The sequence below is a fragment of the Amorphus coralli DSM 19760 genome (assembly GCF_000374525.1).
GTDB lineage: Bacteria > Pseudomonadota > Alphaproteobacteria > Rhizobiales > Amorphaceae > Amorphus > Amorphus coralli.
This window is the reverse complement of sequence record NZ_KB894577.1, coordinates 160,171-186,055: the sequence shown is the minus strand read 5'-3', so window position 1 is coordinate 186,055 and position 25,885 is coordinate 160,171. Positions and strand designations below refer to the sequence as shown.

Below are 25,885 nucleotides of genomic sequence, written 5' to 3'. Positions count from 1 at the left end.
GGTCAGTCGGCCCGCACGCCCATGATGCGGTCGAGCTGGGTCTCGTCGTCCAGCAGGGTCCGCGACGGGCCGTCGAAGGCGATCTCGCCGTTGCGCAGGCCGATGGCTCGGTCGGCGAAGGACAGGGCGCGGTGGACGTTCTGCTCGACGAGCAGCAGGGTCAGGCCTTCCTCCGCCACGATGCGGGTGAGCGCCGCGTAGAGCTCGTCGACGATGACCGGGGCGAGGCCCTCGGACGGCTCGTCCATGAGCAGAAGCGCGGGATCGCACATCAGGGCGCGGGCGATCGACAGCATCTGCTGCTCGCCGCCGGAGAGCCGGGCGCCGAGATTCTGCCGGCGCTCCTTGAGACGTGGGAAGAGGGTGTAAGCACGATCCAGCGTCCAGCCGCCGTCGCGGGCGGCTACCCGGAGGTTCTCCTCCACCGTCAGGGTCGGGAACACCTCGCGCTCCTGCGGCACAAGCCCGACCCCGGCCTTGCTGCGGGCGACGCGGCTGTCGCGGGTGATGTCGCGGCCGGAAAGCTCCACCGTGCCGGCGTGGACGCGGGTGCGCCCGGCAATGGTGGACAGCAGCGTTGTCTTGCCCATGCCGTTGCGGCCGATGATGCCGACGGTTTCGCCGGGGTCCACCCGGAGCGACAGGTCGACGAGGATCTTCAGCTCGCCATAGCCGGCGGTGACGGAGGACAGCGCCAGCGAGGCGGCCTGCCGGGTGGTGGCGCCGGACGCGGCGGCCGGCGCGGGGGCTGCGGCGCTCATTCCGACGTCCCCAGGTAGATGCGCTTCACCTCGGGGTCGGCGGCGATCTCGTCGGGCGTGCCGCGGCGCAGGACGGCGCCCTCCACCAGCACCAGGATCTCGCGGGCGAAGCGGAAGACGAGGTCCATGTCGTGCTCGACCAGAATGATGGCGATGTCGTCGGGCAGCTGGTCGACGGTGCGCTGGACGACCTCCGCCTCGCGGTGAGGAATGCCGGCGGCGGGCTCGTCGAGAAGCAGCACCTTCGGCTCCAGGGCCAGCGCCAGGCCCAGCTCCACCAGCCGCTGTCGGCCGTAGGGCAGATCGGAGATGGGTTCGCTTGCCACGTCGGAGAGCGAGACGATCTCCAGGATCCGCTCCACCTCGGCGCAGACGTCGGTGCGCGACCAGGCCGGACGCCACAGCATGGTGGAGGCGCCCATGCGCTCCGAAACGGCGACGAAGATGTTCTCGAACACCGTCATTGCCCGGAACAGCGAGGTGATCTGGTAGGTGCGGCCCAGCCCGGCGCGCACCCGCTGGTGAGGCTTGAGGGCGAGCAGGTCGCGGCCGCCCAGCGTGGCGGACCCGCTGTCGGGCTTGAGCACGCCGGTGAGCAGGTTGATGAGGGTGGTCTTGCCGGCGCCGTTGGGGCCGATCAGGGCAAGCCGTTCTCCGCGGGCGAGATCGAAGGAGATGTCGCGGGCGACGCGGATGGCGCCGAAGGAGAGGCAGAGATCGCGCACCGCCAGCACCGGCGACTGGCCGTCGGCGGTCGGGGCGGCGGAGGGGCTCACGGTTGCGGTGCTCATCGCGCGCGCCTCCCGGCGAGACCGATCCGGGCGGCGGCCTTGTCGATCAGGCTGACCACGCCGCCGTGGGCGAACAGCGCGACCAGAACGAGGAGCAGGCCCAGCCAGAAATACCAGTATTGCGGGGCCATCTTGGCGAAGACGTCCTGGAAGACGACGTAGATGACCGCGCCGATGAAGGCGCCGTAGAGCCGGCCGAGCCCGCCGATGATCACCACGGTGAGGGCGGTGGCGGAGACGTGGAAGGCGAAGACCTCCATCGACACGAACTCGTGGGTCTGGGTCTGCAGGCCGCCGGCGATGCCCGCGACGAAGCCGCCGATGGCGTAGATGATCAGCAGCCGGTGGAAGACTGGGGTGCCCAGCGCCCGCATGCGGACCGGGTTCTCGCGCAGGCCGCGCATCATCACGCCGAAGGGCGAATTGACGATGACCCTGAGCGCGATGTGGACCACGAACAGGACGCAGACGGAGTAGACGAAGCCGGTGCGCCCCCACAGGTCGAACTTGAAGAGGCCGAAGACCCGGTCGATGTCGATGCCGCGCAGGCCGTCGAAGCCGCCGGTGATGTCCTGGTAGGAGTTGGCGAACTCGTAGAGGATGGCGGCCACGATAATGGTCATGGCGAGCACGGTGAGCTCACCGCCGCGCAGCGCGATGATGCCGGTGACGTAGGCCATGACGGCGCCGACCAGACCGGCGACGAGAAGGCCGGTGATCGGCTCCGCCCAGCCGAAATAGACCGGCAGGAAGCCGGCCATGTAGGCCCCGGCACCCGACAGCGCGGCCTGGCCCAGCGAGTTGATCCCGGCGAAGCCGAGGATGAAGTCGATGGAGAGCGCCAGGATGATCATGTTCACCACGGCCATGCCGAGGTGGAGCTGGTTGCCCATCAGGTAGAAGTAGGCGACGGCGGCAAGATAGATCGGCACGAGGAGCCAGAGCGGCCCCTCGACCTGGGTGAACCTGCCGCGCAGGGTGTTCGGCTCGGCCATGCTCAGTGCTCCACGGTCGAGAACAGGCCCGACGGGCGCCAGATCAACACGGCGAAGGCCACGAGGTAGATCAGGAACGCGCCCGAATGGGGCAGCAGGAACTTGCCGGCGTTGTCGATGACGCCGATCAGCAGCGAGGCGGCGAAGGCGCCGCGGATCGACCCCATGCCGCCGACGATCACCACCAGCAGCACCAGGACCAGGTAATCCAGTGCGTAGGTGGGCGACAGGCCGAAGATCTCGATGGAGAGGGCCCCGCCGACGGCCGCCAGCGCCGAGCCGACGCCGAACAGGACGGAAAAGAGCAGCGGCACGTTGATGCCGACCCCCTCCGCCATGGCGCGGTTCGACACGGCGGCGCGCACCTTGGCGCCGATCAGCGTGCGGTCGAGCACGAACCAGAGGACCAGCGCCAGCGCGATGCCGAAGCCGATGACCATCGTCCGGTAGACGGGGAAGGACATGGTGCCGACGGTGAACCGGCCCTGCAGCCACTCCGGGATCCGGATGCCGGCGCTGAGCGGTCCGAAGACATAGGTCGCCGCGGCGATGGAGATGAACACGATGCCGATGGTGAGCAGCACCTGCAGCAGCGGGCTCGCACCGTAGAAGCGGCGGGCGAGCACCCGCTCGAAGACCGCGCCGATCACCAGGAAGGTGAGCGCGATGAGGATGAGGCTCGGGACGAAGGGGAGGCCGAGGGACCCGGCGAGCACCACAAGCAGGTAGCCGCCGCCCATGGCGAAGGCGCCGTGGGCGAGATTGACGAAGTTCATCACCCCCATCGTGATCGACAGGCCGATGGTGATGGTGAAGAGCAGCATGCCGTAGGCGATGCCGTCGAAGGCGATGGAGAGGAACAGGCTCGTCATGAGCGGGCTACACCGGCCTTGGCGCTGGTCGGGGCGTCGGATCGGGAGGGCAGGAGGGCGCCGGCTGCGTTGGCCTGGCCGGATCCTGCCGTCCCCACCCGGAGGAGGACGGGCTGGCCGGGCCAGCCCGCGAACCGGGAACGGGAACCGGACACACGGCGCCGGCCCCGCAGCGGACCCGGCCCGTGGCGCCCGAGGGCGCGCCGGGCCGGCAATCCACCCAGGTTAGTTCTTCTTCTGCTCGGAGTGCATCTCCTTCCAGGGATCCTTCACCGCCTCGAGCGTGTCGACCAGCTTTTCCTCCAGCTTGCCGGCATCGTTCTTCACGATGGTGAGGACGTACTGGTTGCCGATAACGTCGCGGGTTTCCGGATCGATGGTGATCGGGCCGCGAGCGCTGTCGTGTTCCCAGCCCTTGAGAGCGTCGACGAAGCTGTCGGCGTCGAAGTCGCCATTGGTCTTCTTCACCGCCTCGGCGAGCGCCGCCATGCCGTCATAGGCCTGCACGGCGAAGGCATCGACCGGGGTGTCCGGGTAGGCGGCGTTCCAGGCCTTCAGGAACTTCGCGTTCGCCTCGCCCGGCACCGCCGCGGAATAGTGGAAGGTGATGATGGCGTCCTCGATGCCCTCGCCCATCTTGTCGAGCTCGGCCGGCGGCGCGATGTCGCCCGGGCCGATGAGCTTGACGCTCTCCTTGAGGCCGAGATTGACGTAGGTCTTCACGAAGGCGGTGGAGTAGGGGCCGGACGGCATGAAGGCGAACACGCCGTCGGCGCCCGACGCCTTGATGCGCTGCAGGAAGGGTGTGAAGTCCGGCGTCTGCGGGAACGGCAGCGGAATGGCGTCGACGATCTCGCCGCCGGCCTTCTCGAAGCCCTCGGTGAAGGCGGCGCTGGCGTCTTTGCCCGGCGCGTAGTCGGCATAGAAGGTCGCGATCTTGGTCAGGCCCAGCTTGTCGTGGGCGTAGGCGCCGAGCGGATAGGACGACTGCCACATGGTGCGGCTGACACGGACCACGTAGGGCGAGGCCTCGGTGATCGACGAGGTCGCGGCGTTGAAGATGATGACCGGGACTTCCGCCTCGTTCGCCACGTCGAGGATGGCGAAGGCGTTGTTGGAGAACTGGATGCCCATGATGACGTCGACGTCGTCCTGGACGATCAGCTCCTGGGCGAGGCGCTTGGCGACTTCCGGATTGGGGCCGGTGTCGTCGCGCTCGATGATCTGGATCTCGTGGTCGCCGAAGGCGTCCGGATTTTCCTTCATGAAGAGCTCGACGCCCTTCTTGGCATAGTCGCCGGAAAAGGCGGCGGGGCCGGAAAAGGTCGAGATGAATCCGACTTTGATCGGGTCGGCCTGGGCGGCGCCGGCGACGAGCACGGCTCCGAGCGTGGCCGCGAGGGCGGTTGACTTCATGATGATCCTCCGGATTGCGGCGTGTTCGCCTGCAGGTGACGCCGGTCCAGAAAAGATCAGAAAAACGAATTTGTCAAAGAAATCCATTTTTGCCGATCGACGCAAAGCGGCGGGTTTCCGGGGAGAGGCGCGGATGGGGCCGCGCGGATTTTCGATTTTCCGGGGGTGGGGTCGGGCATGAGCGGTGCTTCTCCTTCTTTTCGTCAGGTGGTTGGGAAGGCATCATGCGCGCCTTGGTTGCTGACAAAGCAGTGTTGACAAATGTCAACAATACTCCAGATTGGAGAGAGCGATGCGCAGGCCCCGGCATCCGGACAAGGACATCGAGGCGGCGGTGGCCGAACTCGAGGCGCTCGGATGGACGTTCAAGGCTGCGGGCCGAAGCGCTCACTGCTGGGGGCGGCTGCTCTGCCCGCAGCATGACCGGTCCGGGTGCCGGATCTCCGTCTGGTCGACGCCCCGGAGTCCGGCCAATCATGCCGCGGCGATACGCCGGGCGGCGGCGAGGTGCGCGCATTGATGTCAGGGAGGTGCCGATGAAGGCGCATAGATTCATCATCGTGGCGTCGGGGCTGGATCATGCATCCGATGCGCTGGAGGACCGCCTCTACGAGGCTGGCTGCGACGACGCGACGGTGTCGGTGGTGCGCGGCCGGATCCTGCTGGACTTCGACCGGGAAGCGAAGAATCTCGTCCACGCGATCGCCTCGGCCGTCGCCGATGTGGAACGGGCCGGCGCGCGCATCGAGCGGATCGAGCCCGATGCGCTGGTCACGGCTTCCGACATCGCCGAGCGCGCCGGGATCAGCCGTCAGGCCGTCAGTCTTTTTGCCCGGGGCGAGCGGGGACAGGGGTTCCCGGCTGCGGTCGCCAAGGTCTCGTCGGAGGCGCCGCTCTGGGACTGGTCCGAAGTGGCTGCCTGGCTGCACCGGCGGGGACAGGTCACCACCGGGACCGTCGTAGAGGCCAATCTTTTGGATTGGGCGAACGAGCGGGCGGTAAAGCGCCGGGACCGGGAACGCACCGACGAGGTGGCGTGAGGGTGGGGGGAGGCCGGTTGAGGAGGCACCGCGCGCCACCCCAAACGCCGCTCATTCCCGCGAAGGCGGGAATCCAGGGCGGCTTGCGCTGCAGGATGCTGTAGACTGCCGGACAGCAGCGGCGGCGGACCGATGGCCTTCTACGTCTACATTCTCGCCAGCGAGCCGAACGGGACGCTCTATACGGGCCATACGGACGATCTTGCCCGACGCGTCCACGAGCATCGGACCAGGCTCAGGCCGGGCTTCACCCGAACCTACGGCGTTGCCGGGCTGGTCTGGTACGAGGTGCATGACACCCGCGAGGCCGCCTTCGTGCGCGAGCGGCAGATCAAGAAGTGGCGCCGGCGCTGGAAGCTTCGACTGATCGAAGGGCTGAACCCGACCTGGAGCGATCTCTACGACAGCTTGCCCTGATGCCCGCAGCCCTGGATTCCCGCCTTCGCGGGAATGAGCGGAGTGAAGGGGATGGGCGTGACATGGAAGGTGTCGATGGTATCATCCCTATACAACAATCATAGGAGGATGCTGTGCACCACAATGCGGAAGAGGTCATTAAAGAGAGGGCTAAACAGACTGAGGGCGTCTCTATTGACAATATGCCTGGAATACAACTTAGCTATTTGGTTGATGAGATTACCCGGATAAGATTCGAGATAACCTCGATCCGAGAGATACTTGAATATATCGCGGATCGATAGGCCCCTATTATAATTGAGCGCCTTCTTCAATGAATTGGGGTGCGGTCAGTGCGACTTCCTGAAAATACTCCTTCGCAAATTGCTGCATGTGCTCTCGTTGGATTCTTCCTTCAACGCTGGGCTATCATGGAAGGCTCGTTGAACAACGCCATCTCAAAAAGTCTTGAATTAACCGATATCCAAAGAATAATCCTATGTAAAAACATTACACTTAGTAATAAAATCAAAATTTCTAAGACTTTAGTCGATATTTCGCCTCTAAATAGAGATGAGATAACGTCCTATAAATCCGCGCTCCAAAGAATTTCAGATAAGTCGCCGATTAGGAATATGATGGCTCATGACCTGTTTGGTCCGGAGAATGATGATGCGGGCTCCGTTCGATTTCTCGTGGTAAAGGCTAGTAGCAAGCTTGATGTGCCTGACGAAGTATGGCCGGCAAAGCGCTTCTATGACGAAGTTATGGAGGTTGATGCCCTTAAAATAAAAATGCACAGCCTCTGCGAGGCCCTTTCAAAGAGCAGCGTAGTCGCCGCGCTTATGTATCGCCAATCCACATCGCCCATTTCAGCGCCATTCGGGATAGGTGCACTTGGTCTCCCAGCTGTTCCAGGAATTTTCGGGAGTATTCTTCCTGATCTTAAGGAGTGATGTTCGGCATTTTACACTTGGGGATCTCTGGCCAACTTCGTTAAGCGAAGGCACGTAGATAACTAGGAAAAAAATCCTTGACATCGTGACGCTGGTTCGCTAGGGTTCAGGCATCGTCGGACAGCTGCGGCCGGGGGCTTCCGGAAGGAGGGCGCCGGGCGTGGTCCCGGATCGGGACGGGCGGCTGGTGTGCCTCGGCGATCCCTATTTGTCCGCACATTCCCGCGAAGGCGGGCATCCAGGGCTTCGGTCTCCGAAGTTCCGTGAACTCCCATTCGCCCCGCATCGACCTGAGCTTTGGTCGCCGGTAACTGCGGTTCCCGGGATGGTCAGAGGTGGAATTTTCCGGCTGCGGCGTGCCGCCCTGGTTTCCCGCCTTCGCGGGAATGAGCGGCGTTTGGTTTGGCCGGGGAGACATCTTGCATGTCATCGGGCTCGCCGACAGGCCTTATGGATCCCCGCTTTCGCGGGAATGAGCGGAGGATGGGGCGGGCTCCTCCCGAACCGACCACCATCTTGCCGGATCACGCCAACCAGTGCGCGACCACGCGCCGGTCGAGCGAGCGCAGGAAGAGTGCTCTCGCGGTTTTCCGTTCGTGCTCGCGACGTGAACAGGTTTCATTTCTGGCAGAGGGACACGCGCATCATGGACCAGCCCCTTCCGTCGTTCAGACCGGACTGGGCGGCCGCAAGAGCCGCCTTCGAGGCGGGTGTGGGAACGCTGCGGGAGATCGGCGACCGCTACGGCATGTCCGAATCCGGGCTGCGCGACCGCGCCCGCCGGGAGGGCTGGGACCGGACGCTCAGGCCGCCAAGGGTCAGGGGCCGCACGGGGCTGGACGGGACGGACGCCGGCCCGCCGGGTTCGGAGTCTGGAGCCCTGGATTCCCGCCTTCGCGGGAAGGAGCGGCGTTTGGGGGAGGCGGCGGAGGGCCCCGAACTGGGCCCCGCCGGACAGCACCCACCAGCGCGCGACTGCGCGCCGCCCGGTCAGGGCGCCCACCCGGAGCCGGTGAGCGCAAGCGAACTCGGCGGGAGGGGCAAACAATACGGTCCGAAGCCTGAAGCCCTGGATTCCCGCCTTCGCGGGAAGGAGCGGCGTTTGGGGGAGGCGGCGGAGGGCCCCGAACTGGGCCCCGCCGGACAGCACCCACCAGCCCGCGACTGCGCGCCGCCCGAGCAAAGCAAGGCGAAGTGGGAACCGGTTCGCCGTCCGGCTTTGCGACCTGAAGAACCAGGCCGCCCTCGCGGTGCCGGCGAGCGAAGCGAGATCGGCGTGAGTGGAGAGAATTCAGCGCATCTGCGCGGCAAGAACTCTCCATCCAAACCCGCACTGCCGCGCCGGCCGCAGGGCCGGGCGCTGCACCGCTCGCCGTCGGACCGGGCCGCGATGATCGCCCGGCTCTACCGGGTGTTCGAGGCGCGGATATCGGCCATCGAGGCGCGCTTCGATCCCGATGCCGCCGAGGACGCGGAACGCGACACCAGGGTGCTGGCGGCGCTGGCGCGCACTCTGGACATCCTGCTCGCCCTCGACCGCAAGGCGCAGGCAGACGGCGGAGAGGCGGCGCATGGACACCGGCCGGACATCGACACCCTCAGACAGGACCTTGCGGACCGCCTTGATCGGCTCGCTCGACGGGCTCGACCCGGATGAGCGCGCCGCGTTCCTGGCCGAGCTGCCGCCGGAGACGCTGGCGTGGCTGGCGCGGGAATGGATGTTCCAGGCCCGCGACGAGCAGCTGCCGCCCGACGGCGACTGGACCGTCTGGCTGATCCTGGGCGGGCGTGGCGCCGGCAAGACGCGGGCGGGCGCGGAATGGGTGAAGGGCATGGCGCTGGGCCGCGACGGGTTCGCCTCCGCGCCCGTCGGCCGGATCGCGCTTGTCGGCGAAACCCTGATCGACGCGCGCGGCGTGATGGTGGAGGGCGTGTCGGGGCTGTTGTCGGTGCATGCCGCCGACGAGCGGCCGCTGTGGCAGCCCTCGCGCCGGCGGCTGGAATGGAAGAACGGCGCGGTGGCGGAGCTGTTTTCCGCCGACGATCCGGAAAGCCTGCGCGGGCCGCAGTTCGGCGCCGCCTGGGCCGACGAGCTGGCCAAGTGGCGGCTGGCGGAGGAGGCGTGGGACATGCTGCAGTTCGCGCTCAGGCTCGGCGAGCGGCCGCGCCAGGTGGTGACGACGACGCCGCGGCCGATCCCGCTTCTGGCACGGCTGATGGAGGCGCCGCGCACGGAAGTGGCGCGGATGCCGACGAAGGACAACGCGGCCAATCTGGCGCCCGGCTTCCTGGAGCGGGTGGTGGGGCGCTATCGCGGCACCCGGCTCGGCCGGCAGGAGCTGGACGGTGAGATCCTCACCGACCGGGAGGACGCGCTGTGGAGCCGGGCGACGGTGGAGCGGGCACGGGTCGACGGCGCGCCGGAGATGAGCCGCATCGTGGTGGCGGTGGACCCGCCGGCGGCGGGCGGCAGGGCCTCGGTGTGCGGGATCGTGGCGGCGGGCATCGCGGCGGACGGGATCGGCTACGTGCTGGCCGACGAGACGGTGGCGGCGGCGGCACCGGCGGTGTGGGCGGCGAAGGCGGTGGCGGCCTACCGGCGGTTCCAGGCGGACGCGCTGGTCGCCGAGGTGAACCAGGGCGGCGACATGGTGGCGGCGGTGATCCGCCAGGTGGATGCCGGCGTGCCGGTGACGAGCGTGCGGGCGAGCCGCGGCAAGTGGCTGCGGGCGGAGCCGGTGGCGACGCTCTACGCCCAGGGCCGGGTGCGCCATGCCGGCGCATTCCCGGAGCTGGAGGACGAGCTCTGCGGCTTCGGCCCGGACGGCACCGCGAACGGGCGCTCGCCGGACCGGCTCGACGCGCTGGTCTGGGCGATCACCGCGCTGATGCTGGGGCCGGTCAGCCGCCCGGCGATCCGGCGGGTCTGAGGGGGTGTGCGCCTCAAACCCCGCTCATTCCGGCGAAGGCGGGAATCCAGATGCCGAGATTGCTGCGGGTGGCGTGGTGGGATGAGGCCCGTTGTCGGTGGCTGCGTCTATCCACTTGCCGGGCTGTCCTGGTTTCCCGCCGCAACTGGATTCCGGCCTTCGCCGGAATGAGCGGGGATTGGGGTGGGTGCGGAGTGAGCCATCATCCCGTTGGGAGATCGCTGAGAGGCCCTATGGATCCCTGCCTACGCGGGAGTGAGCGGAGGTTGCGGCAACTTCGGAGTGAGCCAACTCAAGTCTCTCCGGACCGCCTCCAGCAGCGGACGACTGTCCGCCGCCCGGTCAGGGCGCCCACCCGGAGCCGGTGAGCGCCAGCGAACTCGGCGTGAGGGGGACAGACAACAGGCTGCGCCCGCGCAGCGGCGAGCGAAGCGAGCTCGGCGTGAGCGAAACAAGAGGACCCAACCATGCTGATCGATCGCGTCTTCAGGCGGGCGGGCGGGAAAGCCGCGCCCGAGGCGAAGGCCTCGCGCACCGGGCCGGTGATCGCGCAGCCGAACGCCGGCCAGGCGGGGACGGGGCTGATGGAGGCGCTCTACGGCCACCTGCTGGTGGCCGGCAACGCCTACCTGGAGGCCGTCAGCGTCGAGGGACGGGTGCGCGAGCTGTTCGCGCTGAGGCCCGACCGGATGAAGGTTCTGCCGGGAGCGAGCGGCTGGCCGGAGGCGTTCGAGTACACCGTCAACGGCCGCTCGGTGCGGTTTCCGGCGGGCGAGGAGGGGGCGTCGCCGATCCTGCACCTGACGCTGTTCCATCCGCTCAACGACCACTACGGTTTCGCGCCCATCGAGGCGGCGCAGACGAGCCTCGACATCCACAACGCCGCCGGTGCCTGGAACAAGGCGCTGCTCGACAACGCAGCGCGGCCCTCCGGCGCGCTGGTCTATTCCGGCGGCGACGGGACGCTGACGTCGGATCAGTTCGAGCGGCTGAAGGGCGAGCTGGAGGAGGGCTACCAGGGGGCGCGCAACGCCGGGCGGCCGCTGCTTCTGGAAGGCGGGCTCGACTGGCGGGCGATGGCGCTCACGCCCAAGGACATGGACTTCATCGAGGCGAAGAACCAGGCGGCGCGGGAGATCGCGCTCGCCTTCGGGGTGCCGCCGATGCTGCTCGGCATCCCCGGCGACAACACCTACGCCAACTTCCAGGAAGCGAACCGGGCGTTCTGGCGCCAGACGGTGCTGCCGCTCGTCGGGCGCACGGCGGCGGCGATCGGCGGCTGGCTCGGGCCCGCCTTCGGCGAGGGGCTGCGGCTCGCCTTTGATGCCGACGGCGTGGAGGCGCTGTCGTCGGAGCGCGAGGCGCTGTGGCGGCGGCTGGAAGAGGCCTCGTTCCTCTCCGACGACGAGAAGCGGGCAGCGGTGGGCTACTCGCCGCGCGGCGATCCGGCCGCGCCGGAGGGATGAGGTGGACCCGGTCACCCAGTCGGTGATGGAGCGCGGCGACCTGGCGCACCTGGCACTGTTTCTCTGGGCCTCGTCGGCGAGCGCGCTCCTGGTCTGGGCGCTGCGGGAACTGGCGGTCTCGAACCGGCGCTTCAACGACTTCGTCAACGAGATCGCCCGGCTGACGGCGATCTTCCGGGAGCGGGATTGAAGCAAAGCCAGGAAAAGTGGGAACCGGTTTTCCGTCCGGCTTTGCGGGGCGAATGACCTTTTTTGCCCCTCGCGCCGAGTGCGCTTGCGCGCACCGGCTCCGGGAGGGTGGCCTGATGATCTCTGGGTCGCAATCGCGGACGGAAAACCGCAAGGGCACTTTTCCTGCGATTGCGTGTGCGGCGCACGGTCGTGCGCTGGTTGGAGGTGTTCGGCAAGTCAGAGGTTGGGCTCCTCAGGAGGACATCATGCAGATCGAAAGAAGGGCAGCGGGGGGGCGTCCCGCCGACCATCGGCGCGTGTTTGAGGCCTTCGTGGCGGAGATGGAGCGGCTGATCCGGGTGCGATCGGAGGCGCGTGGATCCGGGCCGCGGATCGTGGAGGTGGGGCGATGAGCGGTCGAGCTGACGACACGAAGGACGGGAGACACGGCAGGGCCAGGGGCGGACGGGCTGCTCCCGCGCTGGAGGTGAAGTTCTCGCCGGCAGCGCAGCCGACCGTCTCCTCCGACGGGGCGTTCGCGGGGTACGCGACGCTGTTCGGCCGGCCGGACCTGTCCGGCGACGTGGTGGCGCCGGGGGCGTTTACCGCCTCGCTGGCGAAGAAGGGCGCGGGGGCGGTGAAGCTCCTCTACCAGCACGACCCGGCCGAGCCCATCGGCCGGTTCGTGACCATTGCCGAGGACGCGCGCGGCCTGTTCGTGCGCGGCCGGCTTTCGGCCGAGACGCGGCGGGCGCGCGAGGTGAAGGCGCTGATGCGCGAGGGCGTGCTCGACGGGCTCTCCATCGGCTTTCGAACGGTGCGGGCCCGTACCGACCGCAAGAGCGGGCATCGCGTGCTGATCGAGCTGGATCTCTGGGAGATCTCCATCGTGACCTTCCCGATGCTGCCGGAGGCGCGGGTGCGCGCCGCCAAGGCGGCCACGCTGTGGCCGGGGAGCGATCCGGCCCGGCTGGCAAGCGGCTTCCGGCAGGCGGCGCAGCTGCTGCGGGCGCGTTGAGGGCGCCCCTTCGACCATCGGACTTTCAGGACACAGCAAGCGGGAGGCGGGCCAGGCGGCCGGCGCCCGCTTTTTTCGTTCCGCATCCAGGCAGAGAGGACAACAGGATGACCGGATTTCAGGATTGCGCCCCGGAGACCAAGGCGGCCGGCGGCGACGGCGACCTCGGCTCCGCCTTTTCCGACTTCATGGGCGCCTTCGAGGTGTTCAAGGAGACCAACGACCAGCGCCTCGACGAGCTGGAGCGCCGCTCCGCCGCCGACGTGGTGACCATCGAGAAGCTCGACCGGGTGGACCGGGCGCTGGACGCCCACAGGGCGCGGGTCGACGACCTGGTGCTGAAGGCGAAGCGGCCGGCGATCTCCGGCGACGGGCCGGCCTTCCGCAGCGCCGCGTCCATCGAGCACAAGGCGGCTTTCGAGACCTATGTGCGGGCCGGGCGCGACCACGACCTGAAGGCGCTGGAGATGAAGGCGCTCACGGCCGCCGCCGACGACGCCGGCTACCTGGTGCCGGAGGAGGTGGACCGGGAGATCGGCCGCCGGCTTTCGGAGATCTCGCCGATCCGCGCGATCTCCGGGGTACGGCAGGTGTCCGGCACCAGCTTCAAGAAGCCGTTCGCCACCTCCGGCCCGGCGGTGGGCTGGGTCGGCGAGAGCGACGCGCGCCCGGAGACCGACGCGCCGGTGCTGAAGGAGCTCGTGTTCCCGACGATGGAGCTCTACGCCATGCCGGCGGCCTCGGCGACGCTGCTCGACGACGCGGCGATCGACGTGGGCGAGTGGCTGGCCGGCGAGATCGACCAGGCGTTTGCCGAACAGGAAAGCGCCGCCTTCGTCGCCGGCGACGGCGACAAGAAGCCGACCGGGTTTCTCGCCTACACCACCGTCGACGAGAGCGCCTGGGCCTGGGAGACCATCGGTACGGTCTCGACCGGCGCCGACGGGGCGTTTCCGGCGACGGACCCCGGCGATGTGCTGGTCGACCTCGTCTACGCGCTTAAGGCCGGCTACCGGCAGAACGCGACCTTCGTGATGAACCGGCGCACCCAGGCGGCGGTGCGCAAGATGAAGGACGGCGACGACACCTATCTGTGGCAGCCGCCGGCGGTACCGGGCGGGGCTGCGTCGCTGATGAACTTCCCGGTCGTGGAAGCCGAGGACATGCCGGACATCGGCTCCGACGAGACGGCCATTGCCTTCGGCGACTTCCGCCGCGGCTACCTGATCGTCGACCGGATGGGGGTGCGGGTGCTGCGCGATCCCTACTCCTCCAAGCCCTACGTGCTGTTCTACACGACCAAGCGGGTGGGCGGCGGCGTCCAGGACTTCGACGCGATCAAGCTGCTGCAGTTCTCCGACTAGGGGCGGGGGTTTCTGGGGCTCGAGCCATCCCGCTGACTCCCGCGCAGGCGGCAGTCCAGGGCTGCAGTCTCCGACGCTGCGGCCCGTGGCCCTGGATCCCCGCCTGCGCGGGGATGAGCGGAGGGTGGGGCGGGTGCTGGAGTGATCCAGCTGAGGTGGCGGGCTGACGGGTTTTCCCCCTTAGCCGCTCACCTCGGCGAAAGCCGGGGTCCAGGGCGGTCGAACTCCGATCCTGCGGACTGCGGCCCTGGATCCCGACTTTCGTCGGGATGAGCGGAGTGTGGGCTGATGCTGGAGTGATCCCGCTGGGTTGCGGGATGACGGGCCCTTCCATCCCCCGCTCATTCCGGCGAAGGCCGGAATCCAGTTACTGAGGTCGCTGCGGGCGGCGGTGTGGGATGAGGCCCGTTGCCGGCGGCTGCGCCACTCCTTTTCCCGCGTCGGCCTGGTTTCCCGCCGTACCTGGATTCCGGCCTTCGCCGGAATGAGCGGAGGTTGGGGTGGGCTTTGTGCAACCCATCATTCCGTTGGGAGACTGACGACAGGCCCTATGGATTCCGGCCTTCGCCGGAATGAGCGGAGGGTGGGGCCGGCGCTGTCCCATCCAAGTCAGGCCTTCCCGGACAACTCCAACCCGCGGACGACCGTCCGCCGCCCGGTCAGGGCGCCCTCGCGCAGCCGGCGAGCGAAGCGAGTTCGGCGTGAGCGGAAAAGACTCCCGCCCACCCGGAGCGGGTGAGCGGAGCGAATTCCGCGTGAGGGGATAAATGCCCGGCTTCACCCGAAGCCGGGCCTTTCTTTTCTGGAGCGATCATGACAGCCATCCTGACCGATCCACCGGCGGTGGAGCCGGTGACGCTGGCCGCCGCCAAGCGGCATCTGCGCGTCGACGGTGCCGACGAAGACGCCGCCATCCTCGACCTGATCGCAGCGGCGCGCCGCCACGTGGAGGCGGCTACCGGCCGGGCACTCCTGGAGCAGGGCTGGCGGATTATCCGCGACGACCTTCGCCCGGCCGGCATCGTGCGGCTGGAGCCCGCACCGGTTCTGTCCGTCGACGCGGTGACGCTGCGCGACCTCGACGGAACGGCGCGGGTGCTGGCGCCAGCCGATTACGTGGTGGACCTGCCGACGACGCGGATCCGGGTCCTGCCCGAGGCCAGGCGCTCTGTCGCCGGCTGCCAGGTCGAGATCGACATCACCGCTGGCTACGGCACCGAACCGGCGCACGTTCCGGCGCCGCTCAGGCAGGCGATCCTGTTGCTCGTTGCCCACTGGTACGCCCACCGCGAGGCGGCGCTGGCGCCGGTGCCGGAACCGCTCACGCTGGGCGTCGACAGCCTGGTGCGGCCCTATCGCCTGACGAGGGTGGCATGAAGGCGCCCGCGATCGGTGCGCTCGACCGGCGGCTTGCCATCGAGGCACCGGTGCGCACGGCCGACGGGGCCGGCGGCGCGACGGTGACATGGCGGCCGGTCGCCTCAGTCTGGGGCCGGGTGGAGAGCCTAGCCGCGGCCGAACGCGACCGCTCCGGCCGTCTCGACGGCATCGCCACCCACCGGATTACGGTCCGCGCGCATCCGGAGATCGCCGGCGGCCAGCGGATCGTCCTGGGGTCGCGGATCCTGACGATCCTGGCGACGCGTCCGGAGGGGCGCGGCGACCACTATCTCGTTCTGGAAGCCCAAGAGGAGGGACGGTGATGGACGCGGGCCTGGCGCTGCAGGCGGCCGTTCATGCCGCCCTTGCGGGAGACGACGACCTGGTGGCGCTGCTTGGGGGCGCTCGGGTGCACGACCGGGCGCCGCGCGGTGCGGCGCATCCGTTCGTGACGTTCGGGCCGGCGAGCGACCGGCGGCTCGACGGCGACCTGCCACCGCTCCGGGAACATCGGATCGCGCTGGACATCCACTCCACCGCGCACGGGCGCTCGGAGGCGGCGGGAATCGCCGACCGGATCGAGGCGGTGCTGGTGGGCACGGCCCTGCCGCTCGACGGGCACCGGCTGGTGTCGCTCACCCTCGTCGATCGGGCTTTCCGCGAGGCACCGGACCGGCGCTCGGTGGTGGCCGTCATCCGGCTGAGGGCGGTTACAGAGCCGACACAGTAGGGGGCGAGCCCGCAACAAAGCTGTCGTGACGCTGTGGCCTGCAGGCTTTATCGTGTCGTTCGGATCGATGAGCCTGGAACCGCGGGGAGCGAGACTATGAAGACGACGATGCTGACGGCAGCCGTTCTGGCCTTCGGGCTGACGCAGGGGGCGATGGCCGCCGGTCTCGACGGCACCTGGGAGCCGCTGAGCAACACGGCGACCTCCATCACCGGCAGCATCGAGGTGGCGGAAGACTCCATCACCTTCGAGGACGGCAGCACGCTGGCCATCGCCGCCGACGGATCGGAAAAGGGCAAGTGGGGCGACCAGCAGGCCGCCGTCGAGGGCTCGATCTTCCGCATCGACCCGCCGAAGGATCTGACGCTCCTGAACGGCAACAAGTTCTGCGGACTGCCGGGCAACAAGCCGACCTATCTGGTGCTCGCACCGTTCGACGACGGGATGAGCCTGATCGTCTACACCGGCGACGCCAAGCCGACGCCGGATGCGGATCCCTGCGCGATCTACAACTACGCGAAGTAGGGGCGGGCTGATCCCGGCTTTCGTCGGGATCGGCGGAGAAGCTGGCTGGGTGCTTGATTGTGACTGCGGGCTCAGATGCCCGACGGTCCTTCCCCAGCCGCTCGTTCCGGCGAATGCCTGAACCCAGGGGCCGAGTTTGCCCCGCACGGCGCGGTGGGATGAGGCCCGCTGCCGGTGGCTGCGCCCATCCTCTTGCCGAGTCAGCCTGGAGTTCCTCCGCAACTGGATTCCGGCCTCCGCCGGAATGAGCGGAGTTCTGGGCTGGGTCTGAGACATCCATCATTCCGCTGGGTGTCGGCTGACAGGCCCTATGGATCCCCGCTTTCGCGGGGATGAGCGGAGTTTGGGGCGCGCGCTCCCTCAACAAGTTCAGCCTTGCCGGACAACTCCCACCAGCGCGCGACCGCGCGCCGGCCGGAGGCCGCGCCCGCGCAGCGGTGAGCGCAGCGAACTCGCGTGAGCGGAAAGAAACACCCACGCCCTCGCGGAGCCGGCGCGCGAAGCGAGTTCGGCGTGAGCGGGAAAAACGCGGAGCCGGTGCGCAAAGCGTACTCGGCGTGAGGGGCATCTTTTCCACGCAATCCCGGACGGAAAACCGGTTCCCACTTTTCCTGGGATTGCTCTTTCACTCCGCAAAGCCGGACGGCGAACCGGTTCCCACTTCGCCTGGCTTTGCTCTTCCACCAGACAAGGGAGGCGCGCATGGGCGCACAGCGGGGCAGGGACCTCGTGCTCCGGCTCGACCAGAGCGGGGCGGGGTCGTTCGTAACGGTGGCCGGGCTGAGGGCGCGGCGGCTGTCGTTCAACGCCGATGCGGTCGACGTGACCGACACGGAGTCGGCCGGGCGCTGGCGGGAACTCCTGGACGGGGCCGGTGTGCGGCGCGCCAGCCTGTCGGGCTCGGGCATCTTCAAGGACGGCGCCTCGGATGCCGCGGCGCGCACCATCTTCTTCGCCGGCGCGATCCGGAGCTGGCAGGTGGTGATCCCGGACTTCGGTACCGTGTCCGGGCCGTTCCAGCTGACCGGTCTCGACTATGCCGGCAATCATGATGGCGAGGTGAACTACGAGATCTCGCTGGAATCGGCCGGCGAACTGACGTTTGCGGCGGCATGACCATGGCGAACCGGCATCGCGGCGAGGTCGCCGCCGTCTTCGACGGGCGCCGCTTCACCCTGTGCCTGACGCTGGGGGCGCTGGCGGAGCTGGAAACGGCCTTCCAGGCCGACGACCTGGTGGCGCTGGCGGAACGCTTCGGTTCCGGCCGGCTCAAGGCCGGCGACGCCGTGCGGGTGATCGGAGCGGGCCTCCGGGGCGCCGGCAACCCGGTGTCCGACGACGAGGTGGCGGCGATGACCACGCCCGGAGGGGCGGCGGGGTTCGCCGCGATCGTGACCGATCTCCTGACCGCGACCTTCGGGGCGGGGGAGGAGGAAGCGGGCGAAAACCCTCTCTAGAGCCGCCTGGCCTTCGCAAAGACGGCGAGGCGGCAGAATCTTCCTGCGCGCTTCCGGACGGAAAACCGGTGCCCACTTTTCCTGGAAGCGCTTGTTTAGCCGCGCTTCCGGACGGCGAACCGGTTTCCACTTCGCCTGGAAGCGCTCGGGCCTTCCCCTGGACCGAGGCGATGCGGTTCGGGCTGGGGCAGATGCGGCTGTCGCCCGCGTCCTTCTGGGCCATGAGCCTGCCGGAACTCCGCGCCGCGCTGGAGCCGCCCGGGACGGGCGCGGCGGCCGGACTGCGGGCACTCATCGATCAACACGATTCATCCTGACGGAGGTCTCATGGCGGACGATCCGAACGACACCGGCGCGGGCTTCGATCCCGACGCGCTGGAGACCTCCGTGGCGCGCACCTCGGCCGAGCTGGAGCGGGCGGCGGAACGCTTTTCCGCCACCGTGGTCAGCGGTCTGAAATCGGCGGTGGTGGAGGGGCGGCGGCTCGACCGGGTGCTGGCGTCGGCGGCGCGGAGCATCTCCGCCTCGGTGCTGAAGGCGGCGCTGAAGCCGCTGGGCGAGGCGCTCATCGGCGGCAGCGGGCTGGGCGGTTCGATCCTGGGAGCGGCGGCGGCAGGGGCGGTGAAGACCGCCGGCAATCTCCTGCCGTTTGCCGAGGGCGGGGTGATCGGCGCGCCGGCGACATTTCCGCTCGGCGGGGGTCGGACCGGCCTCGCCGGCGAAGCCGGCCCCGAGGCGATCCTGCCGCTCAGTCGCGGGCCGGACGGACGGCTCGGGGTGTCGGCGTCCGGCGGGGCGCCGGTGCACGTGACGATGACGGTGACGACGCCGGATGCGGAGAGCTTCCGGCGGTCGGAGGCGCAGGTGACGGCAATGCTGGCGCGCGCCGTCGGTCGCGGCCGGCGCGGAAGCTGAGGGGTGACACACAGGCAGCAATCTTCCGCCCTGGACCCCCGCCTTCGCGGGGGTGAGCGGAGAAAAAGGCACGGCCTTCCCGGACTGCGCCCGCCAGCGCGCGACCGTGCGCCGGCCGGAGGCCGCCCACCCGGAGCGAGTGAGCGGAGCGAACTCCGCGTGAGGGGAGAAAGGATCAAAGCCAATGACCACCGCCTTCCACGAAATCCTGTTTCCGCTTGCCGTGGCGTTCGGGGCGACGGGCGGGCCGGAGCGACGCACGGAGATCGTGCTGCTCGGATCCGGCCACGAGGAGCGCAACGCCCGCTGGGCGGACTCCCGCCGGCGCTACGACGCCGGGTCCGGAGTGCGCTCCATCGACGATCTGCACACGGTGGCGAGCTTCTTCGAGGAGCGGCGCGGCCGGCTGAGCGGCTTTCGCTACCGCGATCCGGTCGACCACCGGTCCGGAGCGCCCTCTGCGACGCCGACGTCCACCGACCAGGCGATCGGCACCGGGGACGGGGCGACGGCGATCTTCCAGCTCAGCAAGACCTATGGCAGCGCGCATGCGCCCTGGGTGCGGCGCATCGACAAGCCGGTGGCGGAGACGGTGCGTGTGGCGGTGGCCGGCGTGGAGCAGACGGCCGGTGCCGACTTCACCGTCGATGCGGCCACCGGTGTCGTGACCTTCCAGCCCGGTGCGGTGCCGGCGAACGGGGCGGCGGTGACAGCGGGCTTCCTGTTCGACGTGCCGGTGCGCTTCGACACCGACCGGCTGGAGATCTCGCTGACGGCCTTCTCTGCCGGTGTGCTGCCGTCCATTCCCATCGTGGAGATCCGGCTGTGAAGACGCTTCCCGAAGATCTCGCCGCGCACCTGGCCGGCGGCACCACCACGCTCTGCCGCTGCTGGCGGCTGACCCGCGCCGACGGGGCGGTGTTCGGCTTCACCGACCACGACCGGAACATCGTCTTCGACGGGGTGACGCATTCGGCGGAGGGCGGGCTGGCAGCGACCTCGGACGTGGCGGCGAGCGGGCTCGCCGTGGGCGGTTTCGAGATCGAGGGGGCGCTCACCGACGAGCGGCTGGCCGCGGCGGAGCTGGAAGGCGGCGCCTATGACGGTGCGACCGTGGAGCTGTGGCTGGTCAACTGGGCGGGCCCGGAGCAACGGGTGCTGCTGCGGCGCGGCACGCTCGGCGAGGTGACGCGGGCCGACGGGGCGTTCCGGGCAGAGGTGCGCGGGCCGACCATCGATCTCGAATTGGTAACGGGGCGGCTCTACCAGCCGCGCTGCGATGCCGACCTGGGCGACGCGCGCTGCGGCATCGATCTCGGCGATTCGGCCTACCGGCTGGAGGCGGAGGTGACGGGCGTTCACGGACGCGCCAGCCTGTCGGTGAGCGGGCTTTCCGGCTACGCCGACGGCTGGTTCGCACACGGGCGGCTTGCGGTCACCAGCGGCGCAAATGCCGGGCGCGCTTCGGAGATCAAGGCGCACTCCAACCGGACCTGGACCATCGATCTCTGGCAGCCGATGCCGGCCGTGATGGCGCCGGGTGACCAGGTCGTGCTGACGGCCGGATGCGACAAGCGGTTTTCGACCTGCGCCGACCGCTTCGCCAACGCGGTAAACTTTCGCGGCTTTCCGCACATGCCCGGCAACGACGCGGCGCTCGCGGCCGCGTCGGCCAGCGGCGCCAATGACGGCGGGCTGCTCGCCTGATGGTCGCGCGGGCGGAGATCGTGGCGGCGGCGACCGCCTGGCGGGGCACGCCCTACGCCACCAGGCATCGCTGCGGGGCATCGGCTGCGACTGCCTGGGGCTGGTGCGCGGGGTCTGGCGCGAGACGATCGGGCCGGAGCCGGAGCCCTGTCCGATCTACACGGCGGACTGGGCGGAGGCCGGCGGCACGGAGACGCTGGCGGAGGCCGGCTTCCGGCATCTCGTGCCGGTGCCTGGCGAGCCGGGCATCGGCGACGTGCTGCTGTTTCGCTGGCGGCGCGACCTGCCGGCCAAGCACGCCGGTATCCTGATCGCTCCGGGCCGCTTTCTACACGCCTACGACGCGGCCGGCGGCGTCGTCGCCACCGAGCTGTCGCCCTGGTGGGCGCGGCGCCGTGCCTTCGTCTTCGGCTTTCCGGGAGTGTCGGACTGATGGGAACGCTGGTTCTTTCCACCGCGGGCGCGGCCGCTGGTGGCCTGCTCGGCCCCGTCGGCGCCGTCGTCGGCCGGGCGGCCGGCGCGATTGCCGGGGCAGCCATCGACGACCGGCTGTTCGGGTCGCGCAGCGGATCCGGCCCGACCGGCAAGCTCGACGATATCGGGGTGCAGGCCGCCACCGAGGGGACCGCCATCGCCCGGGTCTATGGCCGGATGCGGCTTGCCGGCAGCATCATCTGGGCGACCCGCTACGAGGAGACGGTGGTGGTGGAGGAGGCGTCGGGCGGCAAGGGCGCGCCGCAGCCGCAGAGCTCCTCCTATGTCTATTTTGCCAACTTCGCGGTGGCGATCTGCGAGGGGCCCGTGGCGCGGATCGGCCGGATCTGGGCCGACGGCAAGCTGCTCGACCGGGAGGCGGTGATGCACCGGATCCATCTCGGCGCGGAGGACCAGACGCCGGACCCGCTGATCGAGGCCCGGCAGGGCACCGCGCCGGGCTATCGCGGGCTCGTCTACGTGGTGTTCGAGCGGATGCCGATCGCGGAGTTCGGCAACCGCATCCCGCAGCTCTCCTTTGAGGTGATCCGGCCGGTGGACCGGCTGGAGGGGATGGTGAGGGCGGTGACGCTGATCCCGGGCGCCACGGAGTTCGGCTACCACCCCGAAGAGGTGCGCCGGGAGCTCGGCCCGGGGCGCAGCGTCAGCGACAACCGGCACCTCGCAACGGCGGGGACCGACCTGGAAGCCTCCCTCGACGAGCTGCAGGCCCTGTGCCCGCGGCTGGAACGGGTGGCGCTGGTGGTCGCGTGGTTCGGCGACGATTTGAGGGCCGCGGAGTGCCGCATCGAGCCGAAGGTTGAGGACGCCACCCGGGAGACGAGCGGGGCGACGTGGGGGGTCGCCGGGCTGGAGCGGGGTGAAGCGCGGCTGACCTCGCAGGTCGACGGGCGGCCGGCCTATGGCGGGACGCCATCCGACGCGAGCGTGATGGCGGCGATCCAGCACATTCGGGCGCGCGGGCTGAAGGTGGTGTTCTATCCGTTCGTGCTCATGGACATTCCGGCCGGCAACGGACTGCCGGACCCCTATGGCGGAGCGGAACAGGCGCCGCATCCCTGGCGTGGGCGCATCAGCGTGTTCCCGGCCCCCGGCCAACCCGGATCGCCCGACAAGACGGGCGCGGCGACGGGCCAGGTGGCGACGATCCTCGGGTCGGCGCAGGCTGCGGATTTTGCAGAGGTGGACGGGTCGATTGCCTATTCCGGACCGGACGAGTGGTCGCTCAGGCGGATGATCCTGCACTACGCGCATCTCTGCGAGGCGGCGGGAGGGGTCGATGCGTTCCTCATTGGATCGGAGCTGCGTGGCCTCACCTGGACACGGTCGGCGCCGTCGTCCTACCCGTTCGTCGACGGGCTGTGCACGCTCGCCGACGACGTGCGCGGCGTGCTGAGGGCCGAGACGAAGATCTCCTATGCCGCCGACTGGTCGGAATTCTTCGGCCATCAGCCGGCGGACGGGACGGGCGACGTCCACTTCCATCTCGATCCGCTGTGGGCGCGGCCGTCCGTCGATTTCGTCGGGATCGACCTCTACTGGCCGCTGTCGGACTGGCGCGACGGCGAGCATCTGGACGCCGATATCGCGACCGGGCCGGCGGATCTTGCCTATCTCTCAGCGAACGTGGCGGGCGGCGAGGGTTACGACTGGTTCTATGCCAGCGAGGCCGACCGGACGGCACAGGTGCGCACGCCGATCACCGACGGGGCGCACGGCAAGCCCTGGGTGTTCCGCTATAAGGACCTGGCCGGCTGGTGGTCGAACGTCCACGTGAACCGGCCGGGCGGCGCGGAGGCGGGCGGGCCGACGGGCTGGACGCCGGCGATGAAGCCGGTCTGGTTCACCGAGGCCGGCTGCCCGGCCATCGACCGCGGCGCCAACCAGCCGAACGTCTTCTACGATCCGAAGTCGTCGGAATCCTTCTTTCCGCATTTCTCCAGCGGCGGGCGCGACGATGCCGTGCAACGGCGCTACCTGGAAGCGCTCATCGGGGCGTTCGATGCGGCGTTCGGGTCGGACGGGGCGGTGAACCCGTCCCATCCGGGCGAGGGCTGGCGGATGGTGACGGCCGACGGCATCCACGCCTGGACCTGGGATGCGCGGCCTTTTCCCGCCTTTCCCCAGCGCGAGGACGCCTGGTCGGATGGGCCGAACTGGCAGCGCGGCCACTGGCTCAACGGCCGGTTCGGTGGCACCAGCCTGGCTGCGCTGGTGCGGGCGCTTTTCGCCGACTGGGGACTGCCGGAGCCGGAGATCATCGGGCTGGACACGGTCATCGACGGCATTTCCATCGAGCGGCCGAGCGATCTGCGTGCGGTGCTGGCCCCGCTCGGCGAGGCATTCGGCTACATCGGGATCGACGCCGGAACCCATGTCCGCTTCGCCGACCGGGCGGCACGGCTTGCCGCCGAGATCGGCGAGGCTGACCTGGTCGACGAACCGGGAGGCGAGGGGGTGCTGTCCTCGGTGGTGCGCGAAGAGGCGAGCGAACTGCCCATCGAGCTGCGCCTTGGCTACCGCGACACGCTGAAGGATTTCGGCGCTTCTGCCGCTTCGTCGCGGCGTCTGGTCGGGGCGAGCCGGCAGGTGGTGGACATGTCGCTGCCGGCGGCGCTGTGGGACGGGCTTGCGGGGCAGGCGGCGGAGCGTCGGCTGCATGCGCGCTGGGCGGAACGGACGCGGGCCTCGTTCGCCCTGCCGCCGAGCCGGATCGCGCTGGAGCCGGGCGACGTGGTGGCGCTGACGAGCCGGGCGGGACGCCAGATCCTGACGCTGGAGGAGATCGAGGATGGCGCGCATCGGCGCATGGAGGCGCGCAGCCAGGCGGAGAATGTCTACCGGCCGGCCGCTGCCATCGGTGTCGGTCGGACGCCGGCGGCCGCGGCGAGCTTCGGGCCGGCAGAGGTGGTCTTCCTCGATCTGCCGCGGCTCGTCGAGGGCGACGACCACCGACCCTACGTGGCGGCCTTTGCCGCGCCCTGGCCGGGATCGGAGACGGTGTGGCGGAGCGTCACCGGCGAAGCCTACGAGCCGGTGGCTTCCATCACCGGACCGGCAATTTTGGGGCGGCTCGTCGAGGCGGTCGCCGTGGGACCGCTCGGCCGATGGGACCGCGCCAACGCGATCCTCCTGGAACTTGCCGGTGGACGGCTGGAAGGCCGCGCCGATCTCGATGTGCTGGCCGGGGCGAACGCGCTCGCGGTGGAGGCAGCGGGTGGCGACTGGGAAATCGTGCAGTTCGCGCACGCCGAACTGGTCGGCGAGCGGCGCTATCGGTTGAGCCGGCTGCTGCGGGGGCAGCTCGGAACCGAGGACGTCATGGTGGCCGGCCATCCGGCGGGATCGCGGGTTGTCCTTCTCTCGGAGGCGGTGACCCGGTTGCCGCTGGACCGGTCGGCAGTCGGGCTTAAGCGGATTTACCGGATCGGTCCGCCGCAGGGCGGCATCGCGGGGACCGCGGTGGTCCAGACGAACCATGCGGCCTCGGCCCGGGGGCTGTTGCCGCTCAGCCCGGTGCATGCGCGTGGGCGGCGCCGGGCGGATGGCGCCCTGGTGCTCACCTGGATCCGGCGCACGCGCATCGGCGGCGACGACTGGATGGGCGAGGACGTTCCGCTTGGCGAGACGGCGGAACGCTACCGGCTGGAGATCCTGGACGGCGGGGAGGTCGTGCGGACGGTGGAAACCGTCATGCCTTCGTACGCCTATACCGCGGCGGAGCAGGTTGCCGACTTCGGCAGCGTGCCGGGGTCGGTGGATGTGCGCATCGCCCAGCTTGCCAGCGGTATCGGCGCGGACGTTCCGCTACAGGCGACGCTCACGGCTTGATATCGCACCGGCGGGCAGGGGGACGCGCCGTGGGACGGCGCTGCTAGTAGTAGATCCGCTTCATGCGGCTTCGATGCTTCCCGTCCATGCTGAACCTCACGAAGTTACGGTTCGACATCCAGACGAAATACCAGTTCCCGATGCGCCGTACGGGCACTTCGCCGTTGCGCTCGTAGCTCTGCAGCCATCCGCGCGTCTTGATCTTTAGGGTTCCCCCGAAGAGCCCAACCTGAAAGCGTGGCACGACCTTTCCCCACCCCAAGAACTCGGCCGTCGGGCAACTGGCCCCGACGCTCGAGCCGACAGCAACCTTGTCCAATCTCTCCCGTCAGTCCGTCCGAGATCCTGCCGCCGACCGTCGGCCGGACGGCTAGATCCGCTGCCGGCCCCGCCCGCCGGACAACCAACCGCGCTCGCCCGGCGGCTGCCGCCGCGCCTGCACAGCAGGCGTGGGCCCGCGGTTCGCGTCGTGACCCAGGGGCTTCGCACCGGGCCGACGGGAGAAGGCAAGCCGTAGATAGCATTACTCTACCACAGATTGGTGAAATGCGAGCCGGATCCCGGCGGCCTTTTGGGGCGCGACAGCCTGCTGGGACGCAGCGGCGCCGATGACGCGGGCGATCGAGCCCGCCCGACCAGATCCCGCGATTTATGACCGATACCGGAGAC

The 25,885-nt window shown here is 69.2% G+C and carries 27 protein-coding genes; 22 read left to right on the top strand and 5 right to left on the bottom strand.

The features are described from left to right. Positions 1 to 2: 2 nt before the first annotated feature. The 5 genes from C507_RS0118800 to C507_RS0118780 all read right to left on the bottom strand — a co-directional run bounded on the left by C507_RS0118800 (position 3) and on the right by C507_RS0118780 (position 4,835). Positions 3 to 761 (bottom strand): ABC transporter ATP-binding protein, encoded by a 759-nt coding sequence (locus tag C507_RS0118800; RefSeq protein ID WP_018701272.1) that lies wholly within the window; start codon positions 759 to 761, stop codon positions 3 to 5. Continuing rightward, a complete protein-coding gene (locus C507_RS0118795) occupies positions 758 to 1,552 on the bottom strand; it encodes an ABC transporter ATP-binding protein (RefSeq protein WP_018701271.1) in 795 nt (264 codons plus the stop codon). Before C507_RS0118795 ends, C507_RS0118800 begins: the two co-directional genes overlap by 4 nt. After that, on the bottom strand, positions 1,549 to 2,547 hold the full coding sequence (locus tag C507_RS22045) for a branched-chain amino acid ABC transporter permease (RefSeq protein ID WP_018701270.1): 999 nt from the start codon (positions 2,545 to 2,547) through the stop codon (positions 1,549 to 1,551). The genes C507_RS0118795 and C507_RS22045 overlap by 4 nt, the downstream gene beginning before the upstream one ends. A gap of 2 nt (positions 2,548 to 2,549) precedes the next feature. Further along, the gene (locus C507_RS0118785; protein ID WP_018701269.1) at positions 2,550 to 3,419 is read right to left on the bottom strand and encodes a branched-chain amino acid ABC transporter permease; all 870 of its coding nucleotides are present in this window, start codon (positions 3,417 to 3,419) and stop codon (positions 2,550 to 2,552) included. A gap of 225 nt (positions 3,420 to 3,644) precedes the next feature. Then, positions 3,645 to 4,835, bottom strand: coding sequence for an ABC transporter substrate-binding protein (locus C507_RS0118780; protein WP_026319242.1), 1,191 nt, complete (start codon positions 4,833 to 4,835; stop codon positions 3,645 to 3,647). Positions 4,836 to 5,371: 536 nt separating this feature from the next. Between C507_RS0118780 and C507_RS22040 the strand changes: the two genes are divergently transcribed. From C507_RS22040 to C507_RS0118675, 22 genes are all read left to right on the top strand, one after another. Continuing rightward, complete coding sequence (locus C507_RS22040) at positions 5,372 to 5,875, top strand: helix-turn-helix transcriptional regulator (protein WP_018701267.1); 504 nt, start codon at positions 5,372 to 5,374, stop codon at positions 5,873 to 5,875. A gap of 132 nt (positions 5,876 to 6,007) precedes the next feature. Next, positions 6,008 to 6,292, top strand: a complete 285-nt coding sequence (locus C507_RS0118770; RefSeq protein WP_018701266.1) for a GIY-YIG nuclease family protein — start codon at positions 6,008 to 6,010, stop codon at positions 6,290 to 6,292. 422 nt (positions 6,293 to 6,714) lie between these two features. Continuing rightward, the gene (locus C507_RS23185) at positions 6,715 to 7,227 is read left to right on the top strand and encodes a hypothetical protein (RefSeq protein ID WP_156829387.1); all 513 of its coding nucleotides are present in this window, start codon (positions 6,715 to 6,717) and stop codon (positions 7,225 to 7,227) included. Between the two features lie 1,276 nt (positions 7,228 to 8,503). Further along, the gene (locus C507_RS23180; RefSeq protein ID WP_156829386.1) at positions 8,504 to 8,884 is read left to right on the top strand and encodes a hypothetical protein; all 381 of its coding nucleotides are present in this window, start codon (positions 8,504 to 8,506) and stop codon (positions 8,882 to 8,884) included. 61 nt (positions 8,885 to 8,945) lie between these two features. Further along, positions 8,946 to 10,157 (top strand): DNA-packaging protein, encoded by a 1,212-nt coding sequence (locus C507_RS0118760; protein WP_156829393.1) that lies wholly within the window; start codon positions 8,946 to 8,948, stop codon positions 10,155 to 10,157. Between the two features lie 467 nt (positions 10,158 to 10,624). Beyond that, on the top strand, positions 10,625 to 11,623 hold the full coding sequence (locus tag C507_RS0118755; protein WP_018701263.1) for a phage portal protein: 999 nt from the start codon (positions 10,625 to 10,627) through the stop codon (positions 11,621 to 11,623). A 1-nt stretch (position 11,624) separates the two neighbouring features. After that, positions 11,625 to 11,813, top strand: coding sequence for a hypothetical protein (locus tag C507_RS0118750; protein WP_018701262.1), 189 nt, complete (start codon positions 11,625 to 11,627; stop codon positions 11,811 to 11,813). A gap of 247 nt (positions 11,814 to 12,060) precedes the next feature. Then, complete coding sequence (locus tag C507_RS23175) at positions 12,061 to 12,207, top strand: hypothetical protein (RefSeq protein ID WP_018701261.1); 147 nt, start codon at positions 12,061 to 12,063, stop codon at positions 12,205 to 12,207. Continuing rightward, positions 12,204 to 12,812 carry an HK97 family phage prohead protease gene (locus C507_RS22035; RefSeq protein ID WP_083923686.1) on the top strand — a complete coding sequence of 203 codons (609 nt, stop codon included), beginning with the start codon at positions 12,204 to 12,206 and terminating at the stop codon, positions 12,810 to 12,812. Before C507_RS23175 ends, C507_RS22035 begins: the two co-directional genes overlap by 4 nt. A gap of 107 nt (positions 12,813 to 12,919) precedes the next feature. Continuing rightward, the gene (locus tag C507_RS0118735) at positions 12,920 to 14,176 is read left to right on the top strand and encodes a phage major capsid protein (RefSeq protein WP_018701259.1); all 1,257 of its coding nucleotides are present in this window, start codon (positions 12,920 to 12,922) and stop codon (positions 14,174 to 14,176) included. A gap of 813 nt (positions 14,177 to 14,989) precedes the next feature. Continuing rightward, a complete protein-coding gene (locus C507_RS0118730; RefSeq protein ID WP_018701258.1) occupies positions 14,990 to 15,553 on the top strand; it encodes a head-tail connector protein in 564 nt (187 codons plus the stop codon). After that, complete coding sequence (locus tag C507_RS0118725; RefSeq protein WP_018701257.1) at positions 15,550 to 15,879, top strand: phage head closure protein; 330 nt, start codon at positions 15,550 to 15,552, stop codon at positions 15,877 to 15,879. Before C507_RS0118730 ends, C507_RS0118725 begins: the two co-directional genes overlap by 4 nt. Beyond that, positions 15,879 to 16,286 carry a DUF3168 domain-containing protein gene (locus C507_RS0118720; protein WP_018701256.1) on the top strand — a complete coding sequence of 136 codons (408 nt, stop codon included), beginning with the start codon at positions 15,879 to 15,881 and terminating at the stop codon, positions 16,284 to 16,286. Before C507_RS0118725 ends, C507_RS0118720 begins: the two co-directional genes overlap by 1 nt. 96 nt (positions 16,287 to 16,382) lie before the next feature. Then, on the top strand, positions 16,383 to 16,811 hold the full coding sequence (locus C507_RS0118715; RefSeq protein ID WP_018701255.1) for a hypothetical protein: 429 nt from the start codon (positions 16,383 to 16,385) through the stop codon (positions 16,809 to 16,811). A gap of 702 nt (positions 16,812 to 17,513) precedes the next feature. Then, positions 17,514 to 17,927: a phage major tail protein, TP901-1 family gene (locus C507_RS0118710; protein WP_018701254.1), complete on the top strand. Its 414-nt coding sequence runs from the start codon at positions 17,514 to 17,516 to the stop codon at positions 17,925 to 17,927. Further along, positions 17,924 to 18,268, top strand: a complete 345-nt coding sequence (locus tag C507_RS0118705; RefSeq protein ID WP_018701253.1) for a gene transfer agent family protein — start codon at positions 17,924 to 17,926, stop codon at positions 18,266 to 18,268. The genes C507_RS0118710 and C507_RS0118705 overlap by 4 nt, the downstream gene beginning before the upstream one ends. Positions 18,269 to 18,336: 68 nt before the next feature. Next, a complete protein-coding gene (locus C507_RS23575) occupies positions 18,337 to 18,585 on the top strand; it encodes a phage tail assembly chaperone (protein WP_281167856.1) in 249 nt (82 codons plus the stop codon). 10 nt (positions 18,586 to 18,595) lie between these two features. After that, the gene (locus tag C507_RS0118695) at positions 18,596 to 19,183 is read left to right on the top strand and encodes a phage tail tape measure protein (protein WP_018701251.1); all 588 of its coding nucleotides are present in this window, start codon (positions 18,596 to 18,598) and stop codon (positions 19,181 to 19,183) included. Positions 19,184 to 19,367: 184 nt separating this feature from the next. Next, positions 19,368 to 20,012 carry a DUF2460 domain-containing protein gene (locus C507_RS0118690; protein WP_018701250.1) on the top strand — a complete coding sequence of 215 codons (645 nt, stop codon included), beginning with the start codon at positions 19,368 to 19,370 and terminating at the stop codon, positions 20,010 to 20,012. Further along, complete coding sequence (locus C507_RS0118685; protein ID WP_018701249.1) at positions 20,009 to 20,890, top strand: DUF2163 domain-containing protein; 882 nt, start codon at positions 20,009 to 20,011, stop codon at positions 20,888 to 20,890. The genes C507_RS0118690 and C507_RS0118685 overlap by 4 nt, the downstream gene beginning before the upstream one ends. Further along, positions 20,868 to 21,323 (top strand): C40 family peptidase, encoded by a 456-nt coding sequence (locus tag C507_RS22030; RefSeq protein ID WP_083923684.1) that lies wholly within the window; start codon positions 20,868 to 20,870, stop codon positions 21,321 to 21,323. The genes C507_RS0118685 and C507_RS22030 overlap by 23 nt, the downstream gene beginning before the upstream one ends. Further along, on the top strand, positions 21,323 to 25,216 hold the full coding sequence (locus tag C507_RS0118675; protein WP_018701248.1) for a baseplate multidomain protein megatron: 3,894 nt from the start codon (positions 21,323 to 21,325) through the stop codon (positions 25,214 to 25,216). Before C507_RS22030 ends, C507_RS0118675 begins: the two co-directional genes overlap by 1 nt. Positions 25,217 to 25,885 lie beyond the last annotated feature (669 nt).